Below are 14,423 nucleotides of genomic sequence, written 5' to 3' on the forward strand. Positions count from 1 at the left end.
TTTACTCCGCCATTCCTAACGCAATTTCCATCATCTTTGTAAATGCTTCTTGTCTTTCTTCAGATGTTGTAGCTTCATTAGTCACTAAATTATCTGAAACTGTTAATAAACAAGCTGCTTTTTTTCCTAATATATTTGCATTATGAAATAAAGCAAATGATTCCATTTCCACTGCAACACAGCCTTTATTTTTGTAAATATCTTTGTACTCTTCAAAATTCTCACGATAAAATACATCACTAGAATGAATTCTAGATTTATGAATTTCAATTCCTAAATTTTCTGCAATTTCTTCTAATTTACTATTCAACTCTGGAGATGCAGCAATTATATCTTTGTCATACCCACTTTGTGTTTTTGCAAAACTTGACTCACTCCACGATTCATTAGCCAATATTACATCATATAAATTTAACTCTGAAGTATAAGCCCCACATGAACCTATTCGAATAATGTTTTCTACTCCATAAAATTTAAATAACTCATATGAATAAATTCCAATACTTGGCATACCCATACCACTTGCCATTACAGAAATCTTTCGCCCTTTATAAGTTCCTGTGTAACCAAACATATTCCTTACATTATTGAATTTCACTACATCTTCTAAAAATGTGTCAGCTATATATTTGGCACGAAGTGGGTCTCCTGGCATTAATACCGTATTCCCGATAATTCCTTTTTCTTTTACTTCAATATGTGCTGTTGGTATCATATTGAATCCTCCTTTTTTTGTTTATTCTGATATTAAATTCAAAAAGCTAACTCCGTTTTTGATATTATTTTTGACATTAAGTAAATCTAAAATAGTAGCACCTATATCAGAAAATGATTCTCTAACTCCTAATTCTACATTTTCTTTGATTTTGTTACCATATATCATTATAGGTATATATTCTCTTGAATGATCTGTCCCTTCAGTTGTAGGATCGCAACCATGATCTGCTGTTAAGATTAGAACATCTTCATCATTTAATCTACTAATTATTTCTGGTAGCCTTGCATCAAAATTTTCAAGAGCTTTTCCATAACCTTCCGGATCTTTTCTATGACCGTATTTCATATCAAAATCTACTAGGTTTGTAAAAATAAAACCTTCTTTGTGTTTATCCATCATTTCAAGTGTTTTATCAACACCATCCATATTGCTTACTGTGTATACACTATCAGTTAATCCTTTATTAGCATAAATATCCTTTATTTTTCCTACTCCTACCACTGGTAATCCTGCACCTTTTATTTTATCTAAAGTTGTTTCAGATGTAGGCACTATAGAATAATCATGTCTATTAGATGTACGTGTAAACTTACCTGGTTGTCCAATAAAAGGTCTTGCTATTACTCTTCCTACTGCATGTTCACCTTGAAGTAATTTTCGAGCAATTTCACAATATTCATAAAGTGTTTTTAATGGAATAACTTCTTCATGGGCTGCAATTTGAAATACACTATCTGCTGAAGTATAAATAATTGGTTTACCTGTTTCCATGTGTTTTTTTCCAAACTCATCAATAATTGCAGTACCAGATGCCGGTTTATTTGCTAGTATTTCTCTTCCTATTGCTTCTTCAAATTTTTCTGTTACATCTTTTGGAAATCCATTTGGATACGTTGGAAACGGTTTGTCTAAAATAATTTGTGCTATCTCCCAGTGACCTGTTGTTGTGTCTTTACCTAAAGATTTTTCATTTGATTTTCCAAAAGCTCCTATAGCACGTAAATCACTATTTATTCCCGGTACATCTATAATTTTACCAAGCCCAAGCTTCTCCATATTAGGAACTTTAAGTCCCCCTATTGATTCATTAACATGTAGCAATGTATTAGCTTTTTGGTCTCCATATTTTGCTGCATCAGGAAGAGCTCCTACTCCAAAACTATCTAGAACAAATAAAATAACTCTTTTGCTATCCATAATTTTCACTCCTTGTTTATAAATATTCATATTAAACTAATTCATCTAATTTATTTACTAATGCCTTGTACTGTTCATTATTAACATAAACCTTACCAGTATTAATTGTTATTAACTCTTCTTGTTTCAGTTTTTTTATATTTCTTTGAACTGTTCTTAAACTAATTCCTAACTCATCAGCTATTTGCTGACGCTTTTTATTAATTAATGATACTTTTCCTTCCTCAATATCTTCCTTTGTCCATTCAATAATCGATGACACCAAGGTATACATAGTTGAATTTAGTAATAATTCTCCATTAGAATATGCAATATTATAAAAGTCTTTAGCCATTTTTCTAGCCACTATCATAGCTAAATAATGATCATTTTCTAGCCACTTTAAAAAATCATTTTTTGAAATTTTTAATGCAACACAATCAGTTACTGTTTCAACTGTAGCTGCTATTTTATCTTTTGATGCTAATATTTCAATTAATCCAACAAAATCTTGATCGTTTACAATTGCAGTTTCAAGTATTTTTCCATTTTGAAATTCATTAAAAATTTTCAATGTACCAGAATAAATAATATAAACGTACTTAGGCTCTTCATCTTTTTTTATCATTATTGTCTTTGCATCAAAATTCTGCACTTTACATTTCATTCTTATTTCAGCAGGCATACCTATAAATAAATTAGCTAAATAAGGTTTATTATTTATAAAATCTTCAATTGACATATTAATCCCTCATTTGTATGTTAAGTTTATCTATTTATTATTTTACCTTATAAAAAAATTATAACAAAATAATAACTATCAAAAAATGACATGCGTCACTTTTTGATAGTTATTTTAATTTTTTTCTATATATTGTACAAATTTATTAATATTTTCTTCTACTATTTTAGAAATATCTTTCTTTGTGTCTATTGGAGGCATATTTTCATCTTTCTTAGAAATTGTTTTAATTATAAACTTTTCAAAGAAATTCATTTTAGAAAACCTGAATTCTCCTCCAAAAGTTTCTTTGGCTACTGCACTAATCAACAATTCTTTTGGAAAAGAATTATTTAACTGCTCTTGTCCACTTTTTTCATTCATACAACAAATGAATAATCCAACTCTCTTTTTCTTCAACTTATTTAGATTTTCTGAGCAAAACTTCTTTACTTCTTTTTGAATTTGCCCTACATATATTGACCCACCAATAATTACTTTATCATAATTAAATATCTCAACTTCATCTGTCTTTTTTAAATTACATAAATCAATGTCTCCATTAAGTTTTTCTTTTAAAATTTTGGCACATTTTTCAGTAGTACCATATTTGGTGGAAAAAACAATTAAAGTTTTCATATTATCTCCTCTCAATTTAAAATTCCATTAAACAATAATTTAATTATATATGAAAATAAATCCATTATCAAAATATTAAATCAAAGAATAAACAATAGCTTCATATGGTCTTAATTTAATCTCATCAATACTGGTAGTTGAATCACTATAATTACTAATAAGAAGTTCAGCTTTTTTATACTTTATACTATTAGGCAATGTAAATAAAACATCACTTTTATCAAAATTACAAATTATTAAAAGTTTTTCTTTATCTAGTTCTCTAGTATATGCAAATATTTCATCATGATTTTCTAGTATTAGTGCATATTTTCCATATACAATAATTTTATTTTGCTTCCTCAACTCTATTAGTTTTTTGTAATGATAAAATATTGAATTCTTATCTTTCATGGCTTCATTTGCATTTATTGTTTTATAATTTGGATTTCCATCATTATAGCTAATATTTTTAACATCATTTATGTCAGGATACCCTTTTTCTTTAGAAATTATATTAATTACATCCATTCTAAAACCATCTATTCCTATATTTAGTCAATACCTCATAATATTATATACTTCATTTCTTAGATTAGTATTTTTCAAATTTAAATTCGGTTGTTCTTTTAAAAAATATGAAGATAATATTGTCCTGATTTCTCATCAAACTCTTCTTGTAATAATTCTATTAGCAATTGAACACTAATAGAACCCCTTTTGTACCTGTATTCAATCAATATTCTTTAGAGTACCTTTAAGCTTGATATACTAGAATTCTTTTCTTAATTTTTCTTTTCATTCTAAACTCATAGTTATTATTTTTTCTATTTTACATAATTTTATTAATATTTCTTCTGCCTTTTCGATTTTAAAAAAATCCCCATAAAATAAACAAACCAGTAGATTGTGATATCTACTGGTTTGTAACTAAATATTTATAATTTTCTCGAAAGCTATTCTTTCACTTTTATCTTCTAAATAAATTATTCCACAATACTTAAACTCATTTTTCTTGAGTAAGTTTTTCATAGAAGAATTTTCTTCCTGTGTATCTACCTTGATACTATGTACATCTTTACTTAAACAAAGTTCCTCAACCTTTTTTATTATTTCAGATGATAACCCCAATCCTTTGTAATTGTTATCTATAGCTATTCTATGAATAACAGCATAGTCGTTATTACTAATCCATTCACCGTCATAAATATTTTCATATGTTTTTTCTCCATCAAATGAAACAGCTATAGTCCCAACAATGTTATTATCTCTTAACATTACATATCCATTTTCATCTACAATATCTTTTCTTATTGTTTCAACATTAGGATAATTATTCTGCCATTGATCAATACCTTCTCTTTTAAAATAATCTTGCGCCTGTTTAATTATAGCCATTATACTATCAATATCAGTTTTAACCGCTTTTCTAAACTCCATCTTTATTCTCCTTTGTATTTATTCTAAGGATTACTCCAAGTTTATTATAACCAATTTAATTATGTAACTCTACTATATAATTCAGAGATTTTATCCATTGCATACTCGTTTGATCTTATTGATACTTCAAGAAACTGTTTATCTTTTATTGTTCAATAATATCACTACCTAGTAATTCACTATCAATATTACCATCTCTAATAATTAATACTCTATCACTCTTGTCGGTTCATCAAATATATATCTCTCTTAATCAACAAATAACTCTTTTACCAAAAGAACCTTTTGCTGATTACGTCCAAGATAAATATATTACATCACTCCAAATAGAAGGTAATTTTATTGGTAAATCTTCTATTACGTTTTCTGCTAATAAATGTAATTTTTAACATTTGAAAAAATCCTTTTCAAATATGTTTTAATGTTAATTACGATAAAAACAAATAAAACAAAAGAGAATCCTTATCAAAAACAGCAGAATCTGTATTTTTTTGTACCAAAAAAGTTTTTTTAGACCGGAAGCTTTCTATGCGCTAAACGTCCCAGTTACCTTAAGTTAATATTACTTTACATGATAAAATAGGTTTAATGAGTTCATTCATAACCCATTAAACCTATTTGTTATTTTCAAAAATAACTTACTCTGATTAATTAATATTGATATAAAATTTATTTACTCATTACTCGTAACAGCCTTTATCCCTGGTGATAATCCTTTAGCATCAAGATCTGTTATAATTTTATCACCTTCAACTAGACCTTCTTCAATAATAGTTTCTCCTGTTAATTCATATCCTAGTACAACCTCTACTTCCTCTGTTTTACCTTTTCTTATAATCATGACCATATCTTTTTCATCTTTTTGGTACAAAGCACTGTTTGGCACAACCAGCTTATCAGTTGCAGCATAAACAATAAATTTTACGTCCACATCATACCCTGTATTTAGATATGTATTTTCTGGTTCTATTGTAACCAAAACTTTTCTTTCTTCAACACCTAAAGGAGAAATATCAACAGTGGCTTTATCATCTATTTTTATAATTTTACCTTCCAGTTCTATATCACCACTTCTACGATCTAATACTAAAACTACTTCATCATTCAACTTGACCTCTTCAATATCCCTGGTATTAACCATAACTTCTATCTCTTTATTTCCATTACCTTGAATAACAAAAGCTGGTTCTATGCCACTAATGCTATTCACCTGATTTATTTTCACTTCATCAACCACACCGTCAATTGTTGTAATAATATTAAATTTATCTTTTTTACTTTTTAATGATTCTATACTTACTTTTGTACCTTCTATCAAAGCTTTATAATAATCTATATTAGCATATGTTCTATTTCTTGATAAACTAGTATTAATACCACTTATTTGTGCATTAATAGATTTTTTCATAGCCTCATAGTAATCGCCATTTGAGCTATTATTTTTAAGACTTTCAAGTTGAACAATATTTTTATTGTAACTTACTTCATAACCACTTACTACTTGTTTAAAATCTTTAAATTCACTTTGTGAAATAATACCACTATCTAATAAAATCTTATACTTTTCTACATCCTCTAATCCTCTATCTAATATTTCTTTGCTTTGCTTTACAATCATTTCTTGTAATTCAAGTTGTCCTTTTACGTCAGTCTGAGCTTTAAGTGCTTCTAACTGACTCAATAGATTATTTTTATTAGCAGTCAAAGTATCAACATTTGCTTGATTTTCCACTTTAACATTTGCCAATTGTGCTTCATAACCTTTTATTTGATTCTCAAGTTTCATTATTTCGAAGTCTAGTGCACTGCTATCAAGAGTGGCCAAAATATCCCCAGATTTAACTAGGTCACCCTCTTCAACATTAATGGATAAAACTTCACCACCGACTAGTGGATAAATATTTTTTACTCCATTATTTTTCACTACTCCCGCTTCCACAAAAGAAACTTCAGAATGACTCAACGTTAAAGTCTTTGTTTCAATTTTCAAAGGTTTTAAGTATGAATATATAGCGTATATTACACTTAATATAACTACTATAATAATTAAAATAATCTTTACCTTTTTTTTCATTATTCTCTCTCCTTCAACACTTCAACTAAGTCTAGTTTCTTGATAGCCTTCACTGTAGATAAATTAGATAAAAATACCGCAAATACACAACCAATAATTCCCATCACATAAGCGCTTGAAGGTATACCCGACGGCCATGAAAATGCATCAACATCAATGGCTTTCTGTAAACCATAATTCAACAACATTGTAAATGGTATCCCAAGTACTATACCAAAAAAACATAAAATCCAATATTCAAAGCTCATAATTTCTTTAACTTCATTGATATTAAGTCCCAAAACTCTTAAGGTTGCATATTCCCGACTTCTTTCTGACATAGATATCACCGCAGTATTATAAATAATTGTGAAACCTATTGCTGCAGCTGCAATTTGCATCATATAAATAATAAAACTATAAGAACTAAATAACTCTTTATACATTGCCAAAGTATCATTCTTATCTTCAATTTTAGACACCTTGTCACTATATATTAAATTCTTACGGACTTGACTCAAATCAGAAGTTTTTATTATAATTGAATTTGTTTCAACATCTTTGTTCAAGAGTTTAGATAATAATTTAATATCCATATAACCGCTCATACCAATGCTTTGATTCACCACATCACTAATATAAATTTTTTGATCCTTATCAAAATAAGGACTGCTAATATAAATATAATCACCTTTTTTAACATTTATATTATTAGCAATCATGTTACTTAGAACCATACCATCTTCATCTAATCTTTTGTTAATTTTATAATCATCATCATATATTTTATATAAATAATTTTCTTCTTTAATTCCCACTAAGGTCGTCCCTGTTTTTTCATGTCCATTATAAATTACCACAGGCACCTTTAACACACCTTCCGCATAAGTAATTTCATCCATGGCCATAGCAGACTGTACACCTTGCTCATAAGGTACATTTTCTCTTAAAGCAATCTCAGCATCATATTTTAGGACATGTGTGAACTGATTATAGAACATGGAATCAATCATTCCTGTCATAGTTCCAATAATTACAATCATACTGTAAGAAAAAATGATACCAATCACAATAAATCCTGATCTAACTTTATTTCTCATAATACTTCTAGTTGCCATAAATCCTCTTGGTGTCAAGATATGTTTTGAAAATGGTAGTATCTTTGTAATATCTTTTTTCACTGGTTTAGGTGCTTTAGGCCTCATTGCATCTGCAGGACGTAATTTTATCACATCTTTAGCTCCTAAATAAGCCCCTATTACTCCTCCCATAATGGAAATAATGCCTCCAATATAAAAATATCTATAATCGGTTATGACATTTTCTATAGGCAACTTATAATAATCTAAATAAACTTGAATAAAAGCACCTGTAACCATATATCCCACTAAAAGACCCACTATAGCACCAAATATACCTGTTACTAAGCCATATATTATATAATGATTAAGTACCACAGTATTGCTATATCCAAAAGCTTTAAGCATTCCAATTTGGCTACGATCTTGTTCAATAATTCGTTTTAACATTAAATATAGAACTATGGCTGCCATTGCAACAAAAGCCATTGGCATAGAGGTTGACATCGATTTACCGCTTTTAATTTCTTCTTCTAGCATAAGATAACTAAACAAATCATCTTTTTCGTATAAGCTTATTAATCCATATTTTTTAAGTTCATATTCTAACTCATTCTTAACATCATCATAAGTAATACCTTCATCAAATTGGAATGATAAATCATTATAAATACCTTCCATACCCGTTATATTCATATAGATTTCTTCATCTATATAAGCGATATTATATTGGGTTGTATCCGAAAATAAATCACCTTGTTCTTTAACAATATAAACATATTCTGGTGAATATACACTTCCTGCAATATTAAAATCATAAACCTTATTATCAACCAATAATTTTATCTTATCACCTGGTTCATATTCATATGCTTTATAAAAATCATAACCAAGAAAAATATCGTCAATATTCACCAAATCATTACCTGTATGTACATAAGCATTAAGTCTTTGATCATTATGTCCAATAATTGTGGATATTAATCTTAAAGTAATAACATCTTCATTGTTATCCGGCATAATCACCCTTACATTTTGTACTAGGCGACCATTTACTTGTTTAATTCCTTCAATTTCTTCTAATCTATTTATACTAGACCTTGGTATTTGGGTAACTGTAGCAAATGCATGCCCTAAACGGTTATCATTGTAATATGCTTCTTTACCTTTATCCACCACAAATAAAGCTGTATTCATTGATGTGAATATGATAACACCTAAAGCCATTAACACAATACATGAAACGTATGCTTTTTTATTTCGAAGGATTGATCTTAATGCCTTTTTTAAAAGTATCACCAAGTAACCTCCTCTGGCTCTATTGGATGATCATTAACAACTACTTTCTCAATCATACCGTCTTTTACATAAACAACTCGATCTGCCATCTCACCAATAGATTTGTTGTGAGTAATAATGACAACTGTTTTTCCATAAGCTTTGTTAAAATTTTTAAGAACACGTAGTGCCCCAATGCCTGTACTCATATCAAGTGCTCCTGTTGGCTCGTCACATAGTAGTATATCTGGATTTTTAGCAACAGCTCTTGCTATAGCAACTCTTTGTTGTTGACCCCCTGATAACTGTGATGGAAAATGATCGCCTCTATCAGCTAGTTCAATGTCCATCAATAATTTATTAACATCTATTGGGTGAATTGATAGTTCAGAAGCTAATAAAATATTTTCTTTAGCTGTAAGGTTTGGTACCAAATTATAGAATTGAAACACAAACCCAATAGCTTCACGTCTATATTTTGTTAATGCACGCTCCTTTAATTGAGCAATCTCTGTCCCCTTGTACTTCACACTACCTTCTGTTGGAGAGTCTATACCTCCAATAATATTTAAAATAGTACTTTTACCCGATCCACTAGGTCCCAATACAACAATAAATTCACCCTCATAAAGATCTAGATCAATACCCCTTAAGGCATGTACAATAACCTCACCCATTTTATATTCTTTTATAATATTTTTAACTTCCATTATTTTTTTCATTTTCGAATCAACCTTAATATTTTTTATTTAGTTTAACTTACACTTTAAATTTTTACCACACAATAATTATAACATAAGTATACTCTTTGTGAGAATTTGGCCTGCATAGATTTATAGTTGGAGTTACTTATTTTTTATTAGCTGACTACTCTTTCCATATTATTCTATAGTTACGTAATTTTATATCATTGTATATCGTGTCATTTAAAAAATATACATCTTGAAATACCATACTTATATGTTTTAGTAGTGAATCTGGGTTTACATCTTTTATATCTTTTCCACCTATCTTTATAGTTCCATCATTTACATCCCAAAACCTAGCTATAAGACTTGTAACTGTAGTTTTTCCTGAACCTGAAGGTCCTACAAGTGCAACTATATTCTTAGGCTCTATGGTTAAAGATAGATTATTAATACTTCCATTTAAAAACATTATTCCTCCAATTGGAATTATAAATAAAAGTCCTGAATCTATAAGAACTAAGAATATACCATAAAGTGGAGCAGTTTTCATAGTTATGTTAGTCCAGTAATCTTTTTATTCTTCTGTTGTATCTTTATAATTTTCAAAAGACCTTGCAGATAGATTAAAAGCTTTCATTTTATTTTAGATAAAAAAATGACTGTAAATAAATTTTATTCAAATCTATTTACAGTCTCCGATTTACAATTCACTCTTTATTTTTATAATCTACTACTATTCATAGGTTGCTCTCTTAAGTATTAATCAAACTACTTTTGTTTTTAATCTTTTTATTCTTAAATGCTATTAATATTTGTATCATTGTATTTTCATCTAATTTTCCGTTTAACGTTAGCAAATTATCCTCTATTTCATAATCAATTATTTTATCTATGCTAATATGTACATAATCTGCAGTAGATGTGTCATTTTTGGGATTATACCTATTAATAATGATTAATGGATCTGCAAAATATATATCAAAATACTCATAGTGAGTTTGTACCAAAATTTCCTTGTTATTATTTAGTATATTTACTTCACCTTTACATTGATATTCTGTTGTTTTTTCAATAGTTTCTTTTAATTCCTGAAGTTTCCTCATGTCAAATTCGTTTATTGCTTTTATATAATCTTTAAAACTCATTCTCATATTATACCCTCCTTTAAGTGATAATATATATTATATGAGGATTTGTTTAATATGTCTATGATCAAAGAGTAATTTAGAATAACTAACTTTAAACTTGATTTAATATTATAATTATACTATTATGTCTAATTATTCAGTATATACTTTAATACTGATAGGATGTTCTAAATCCAATGAAAAATCAAAAAATAAAACATAGTAAAGATATTGAAAAATCTAAATTTAAGTATTTATAATAATGGAAATATTCATTAAAATTATCAGCTATTCAATGTGAAGTTAAGTGTGAGGTGAAATTAGTTAATATATAATAAGACCGTCAATACTAGCTAGAGAGATTACTTTCATTGCTAATTTAAATCATTTCTGAGAACTCAAATTTGAGTTCTCAGAATTTTAGCCACTCTTATAAAGAATATTAATGTTTATTCATGGAAAAACTTCTATAAGCCTTTCCGTAAGAATCCTTACACACTAGACTATCTCTTACTGCAACCTTACCATTTAATATAACATATTTAACTCCAATAGGAGCTTTAGTTGGCTCAAAGTAATTTTCAAAACCTTTTATTTCATTTAAATCAAATAAAACTATGTCAGCTGTTTTGCCTACTGCAATCTCTCCTATATTACTAAGCCCTAATGTTTTTGCAGGTAAATATGATATTTTATATATTGCTTCTTCAAGAGAAAGCACCTTTTTTTCTCTTACAAATTTGCCTATAAAAAGAGGATAGTTACCATAAAGTCTTGGGTGTGGATTTCCTGCTGGTATGCTATCTGAACCTACCATTTGTAAAGGATGTTTTATAAGTTTAATGGTATCCTCTTGTGAAAATACATTTATCGTTACTATTGCTACACCAAACTTTTCTTCCATAAGAAGCTTTATGGCAAAGTCTACAGCTTCTATTCCTAATTCTCTAGCAATCTCTCCCACAGTCTTTCCAACATATTTTAGATTTTCTTCTCTTTTTACTGAAGTTATAAGTATTCCATCCCAACCTGTAATTAAGCTGTAATTATCCCAACCAGCATAATGAGTTTCATAACTTATAATTTCTTCTTTAAGTTTTTGGAGAGTTTCTTTATTTTTAAGCCTTTTTGTCATTTCTTCACTTCCTCCAGCAGTAACCCAAGGTGGTAAAAGCTGAGTCATAAGAGTGCTTCCAGATAAATATAAATGCTCATCAAAAGTTATTTTTACTCCTCTATCTATGGCATTTTCTATGTAACTTATAAGTCTATCAGCATTACAACCTAACTCCTTTGAGTTATAAGACCTCATGTGTGATATGTGAAGTCTTACCTTAGATTGTTCAGCTATATAAATCATCTCTTCAAGAGCATTTGTTATAGTATCATCATGATTTCTAAGATGAACCATAACAATTCCATCGTACTTTGCTATCACTTTACATATCTCTATCAACTCTTCTTTTGCACTAAAAATTCCAGGGATATATTGAAGACCCATAGACATGCCAAAAGCACCAGATTTCATAGCTTTATCTGCTATTTCACACATGGTGTTAATTTCATCTTCATTTGCTGGTCTATTTTCAAATTCCATAACTCTTGTCCTAATTGCACCATGAGATATTAAAACTGTAACATTATTTTTTAATCCTTCTGAAACTATTCTATCAATATATTCATCTAGGTTAGGAAAATTCCACTTGAATCCTGGATCTCCAACAACTCCTCTTATATAATTTTTCCATATATCATTTTCTTCTTCAATACAAGGAATAACGCCAAGACCACATTGTCCCACAAGTTCAGTTGTTACCCCCTGCATTAACTTTAAATTTCGAATGTCTTCGTCCATAAAAGGTACTAAATCATTATGGCTATGCATGTCAATAAATCCTGGAGACACTACAAACCCATCAGCATCAATAATTTCTGAAGCTTGTTCATCTATATTGCTTTGAATTTTTAATACTTTCCCATTTTTTATTCCTAAATCCCCTCTATAACTATCATCGCCCGTACCATCTACAATTTTTCCATTTTTAATTATGATATCTAACATCTAAATCTCCTCCTCGTATTTAAATATAATACTTTACCAATTATTATGCAACCATAGAAATTTTTAACATAACCCCATTTGATACTACTACCCGCACACTTAAATGAGCCGCCATAATGGCAGCTCATTTAAATTTATATTCATATACTTTGAGAATTTCTTTCATTTTTCAATTGATCTTCTAACGAATAATTTTTACTATTTATATTTAAAAATCTATTTGCAATAATAATAAAAATTCCTAAAAATATAAACATAACATATAATGAAAACTTATCACTAATATAACCTAATAATGGAGCCAAAATCACTAATAATAATGACTTCATTTGGCTATTTACAGAAAGAGCTGTAGCTCTTTCTTCCTTATCCATGTAATTACCACTTACATCCACAAATAATGGACCTCTTACATCTTTCATTATATATAATACAAAATATAATAAAACAACAATATTTGTATATCTATTTTTCATAGCAAAAGCAATCATAACAAGTGCTATTCCCATAAAATCAAGAAAACTCTTCATCATACCGTAAGAATCATGACGTTTAGTTAATCTATGAACATTTCTTGAAGCCATGGAACTACAAATATAAATAACTCCGTATATTATTCCAAGATATATTTTAAGTCTGTCATCCGATTCAAAACTACTAAAACTATTAAAATTAGAATTTAAAATAATTATTCCTAAAATAGGCTGAATATAATCCTTTAAACTATCAAAAATACCATTATAAATTGAAGAACTTAATAGTATTTTAGTTAAATCCTTTTTCTGCAAGATGCTTTTCAATTTTTTAACGCTTTCTTTGAAAAAACTATTCCCTTTCATACTATTATTTTTCTTATCAATATTATCTGGGTAAGTGCTTATTAATATGAAATCAACTATATAAGGTATAATCGCTATCAAAAATACCCATTTTACTTCTGGTAAATTTAGAACAAATAATATTGATACAAAAGCAGATATGGACGCTCCCATAAGCGAAAAAGACTTTGTCCTTCCATACACAAAAGCTTTATATTTAAACCATTGTCTTTCTTCTAAATACGAATATATCATTGCTTTATGAGTACCAGATCTAAAAGCATCACCGAGACCATAAAAGATCATCCCCATGACAAGAATAAAATAATTACTTCCAATAAAAAAGAATACAAAAGATATGATATAAAAGGTAAAACATATCATCAGTTCTCTTTTCTTTCCATAATTATCAGCAAATATCCCTGATGGAATTTCAAAAACATAAATAATAATCTCTCTAATTGAAATTAAAGTTCCGACTTGAAATAAATTCATACCCATAGATATCAAATATATAAATAAGTATGGTTCAAAAAATCTTAGGTTTTTAAAAAATCCATAAAAACAAAATTTCCATATTTGTTTATCCTTTTTTATTTCAGAATAAATATTTTGCAATATGTCCTCCCTAAATTATAAAATCC

At 28.4% G+C, this 14,423-nt stretch carries 12 protein-coding genes and 1 pseudogene; all 13 read right to left on the minus strand.

All coding sequences use genetic code 11. The features are described from left to right. Nucleotide 1: 1 nt before the first annotated feature. The 13 genes and pseudogenes from deoD to ACQ3F0_RS20340 all read right to left on the minus strand — a co-directional run bounded on the left by deoD (nucleotide 2) and on the right by ACQ3F0_RS20340 (nucleotide 14,397). Nucleotides 2–715: a purine-nucleoside phosphorylase gene (deoD, locus tag ACQ3F0_RS20280; protein ID WP_487250447.1), complete on the minus strand. Its 714-nt coding sequence runs from the start codon at nucleotides 713–715 to the stop codon at nucleotides 2–4. 21 nt (nucleotides 716–736) lie between these two features. Further along, nucleotides 737–1,915 (minus strand): phosphopentomutase, encoded by a 1,179-nt coding sequence (locus ACQ3F0_RS20285; protein ID WP_428867550.1) that lies wholly within the window; start codon nucleotides 1,913–1,915, stop codon nucleotides 737–739. A gap of 31 nt (nucleotides 1,916–1,946) precedes the next feature. Next, nucleotides 1,947–2,636: a Crp/Fnr family transcriptional regulator gene (locus ACQ3F0_RS20290; RefSeq protein ID WP_428867551.1), complete on the minus strand. Its 690-nt coding sequence runs from the start codon at nucleotides 2,634–2,636 to the stop codon at nucleotides 1,947–1,949. Nucleotides 2,637–2,750: 114 nt separating this feature from the next. Next, nucleotides 2,751–3,254, minus strand: coding sequence for a flavodoxin domain-containing protein (locus ACQ3F0_RS20295; protein ID WP_428867552.1), 504 nt, complete (start codon nucleotides 3,252–3,254; stop codon nucleotides 2,751–2,753). A gap of 75 nt (nucleotides 3,255–3,329) precedes the next feature. Next, nucleotides 3,330–3,764 carry an alpha-amylase family glycosyl hydrolase gene (locus ACQ3F0_RS20300; protein WP_487250448.1) on the minus strand — a complete coding sequence of 145 codons (435 nt, stop codon included), beginning with the start codon at nucleotides 3,762–3,764 and terminating at the stop codon, nucleotides 3,330–3,332. A gap of 399 nt (nucleotides 3,765–4,163) precedes the next feature. Beyond that, on the minus strand, nucleotides 4,164–4,673 hold the full coding sequence (locus ACQ3F0_RS20305; RefSeq protein ID WP_428867553.1) for a GNAT family N-acetyltransferase: 510 nt from the start codon (nucleotides 4,671–4,673) through the stop codon (nucleotides 4,164–4,166). Between the two features lie 673 nt (nucleotides 4,674–5,346). Continuing rightward, complete coding sequence (locus tag ACQ3F0_RS20310; RefSeq protein WP_428867554.1) at nucleotides 5,347–6,747, minus strand: efflux RND transporter periplasmic adaptor subunit; 1,401 nt, start codon at nucleotides 6,745–6,747, stop codon at nucleotides 5,347–5,349. After that, entirely contained in the window at nucleotides 6,747–9,104 is a 2,358-nt protein-coding gene (locus ACQ3F0_RS20315) for an ABC transporter permease (RefSeq protein ID WP_428867555.1), read from the minus strand. The genes ACQ3F0_RS20310 and ACQ3F0_RS20315 overlap by 1 nt, the downstream gene beginning before the upstream one ends. After that, complete coding sequence (locus tag ACQ3F0_RS20320; RefSeq protein WP_428867556.1) at nucleotides 9,101–9,805, minus strand: ABC transporter ATP-binding protein; 705 nt, start codon at nucleotides 9,803–9,805, stop codon at nucleotides 9,101–9,103. Before ACQ3F0_RS20320 ends, ACQ3F0_RS20315 begins: the two co-directional genes overlap by 4 nt. A 163-nt stretch (nucleotides 9,806–9,968) precedes the next feature. Beyond that, nucleotides 9,969–10,226: pseudogene (locus ACQ3F0_RS20325) on the minus strand (ATP-binding cassette domain-containing protein); the annotation flags it as partial. A gap of 298 nt (nucleotides 10,227–10,524) precedes the next feature. Then, nucleotides 10,525–10,923 carry a hypothetical protein gene (locus ACQ3F0_RS20330; RefSeq protein ID WP_428867557.1) on the minus strand — a complete coding sequence of 133 codons (399 nt, stop codon included), beginning with the start codon at nucleotides 10,921–10,923 and terminating at the stop codon, nucleotides 10,525–10,527. A gap of 418 nt (nucleotides 10,924–11,341) precedes the next feature. Continuing rightward, the gene (locus tag ACQ3F0_RS20335; protein ID WP_428867558.1) at nucleotides 11,342–12,961 is read right to left on the minus strand and encodes an N-acyl-D-amino-acid deacylase family protein; all 1,620 of its coding nucleotides are present in this window, start codon (nucleotides 12,959–12,961) and stop codon (nucleotides 11,342–11,344) included. Nucleotides 12,962–13,101: 140 nt separating this feature from the next. Next, complete coding sequence (locus tag ACQ3F0_RS20340; RefSeq protein WP_428867559.1) at nucleotides 13,102–14,397, minus strand: MFS transporter; 1,296 nt, start codon at nucleotides 14,395–14,397, stop codon at nucleotides 13,102–13,104. Between the last annotated feature and the right edge of the window lie 26 nt (nucleotides 14,398–14,423).

This window comes from Clostridium sediminicola, from assembly GCF_050402865.1.
In the GTDB taxonomy this organism is placed as follows: Bacteria; Bacillota; Clostridia; order Clostridiales; family Clostridiaceae; genus Clostridium_AF; species Clostridium_AF sediminicola.

Excerpts from the sequence above, each read along its gene's own strand:
- deoD (WP_487250447.1), bottom strand. The coding sequence starts at position 715 with ATGATACCAACAGCACATATTGAAGTAAAAGAAAAAGGAATTATCGGG.
- ACQ3F0_RS20285 (WP_428867550.1), bottom strand. The coding sequence starts at position 1,915 with ATGGATAGCAAAAGAGTTATTTTATTTGTTCTAGATAGTTTTGGAGTA.
- ACQ3F0_RS20290 (WP_428867551.1), bottom strand. The coding sequence starts at position 2,636 with ATGTCAATTGAAGATTTTATAAATAATAAACCTTATTTAGCTAATTTA.
- ACQ3F0_RS20295 (WP_428867552.1), bottom strand. The coding sequence starts at position 3,254 with ATGAAAACTTTAATTGTTTTTTCCACCAAATATGGTACTACTGAAAAA.
- ACQ3F0_RS20300 (WP_487250448.1), bottom strand. The coding sequence starts at position 3,764 with ATGGATGTAATTAATATAATTTCTAAAGAAAAAGGGTATCCTGACATA.
- ACQ3F0_RS20305 (WP_428867553.1), bottom strand. The coding sequence starts at position 4,673 with ATGGAGTTTAGAAAAGCGGTTAAAACTGATATTGATAGTATAATGGCT.
- ACQ3F0_RS20310 (WP_428867554.1), bottom strand. The coding sequence starts at position 6,747 with ATGAAAAAAAAGGTAAAGATTATTTTAATTATTATAGTAGTTATATTA.
- ACQ3F0_RS20320 (WP_428867556.1), bottom strand. The coding sequence starts at position 9,805 with ATGAAAAAAATAATGGAAGTTAAAAATATTATAAAAGAATATAAAATG.
- ACQ3F0_RS20330 (WP_428867557.1), bottom strand. The coding sequence starts at position 10,923 with ATGAGAATGAGTTTTAAAGATTATATAAAAGCAATAAACGAATTTGAC.
- ACQ3F0_RS20335 (WP_428867558.1), bottom strand. The coding sequence starts at position 12,961 with ATGTTAGATATCATAATTAAAAATGGAAAAATTGTAGATGGTACGGGC.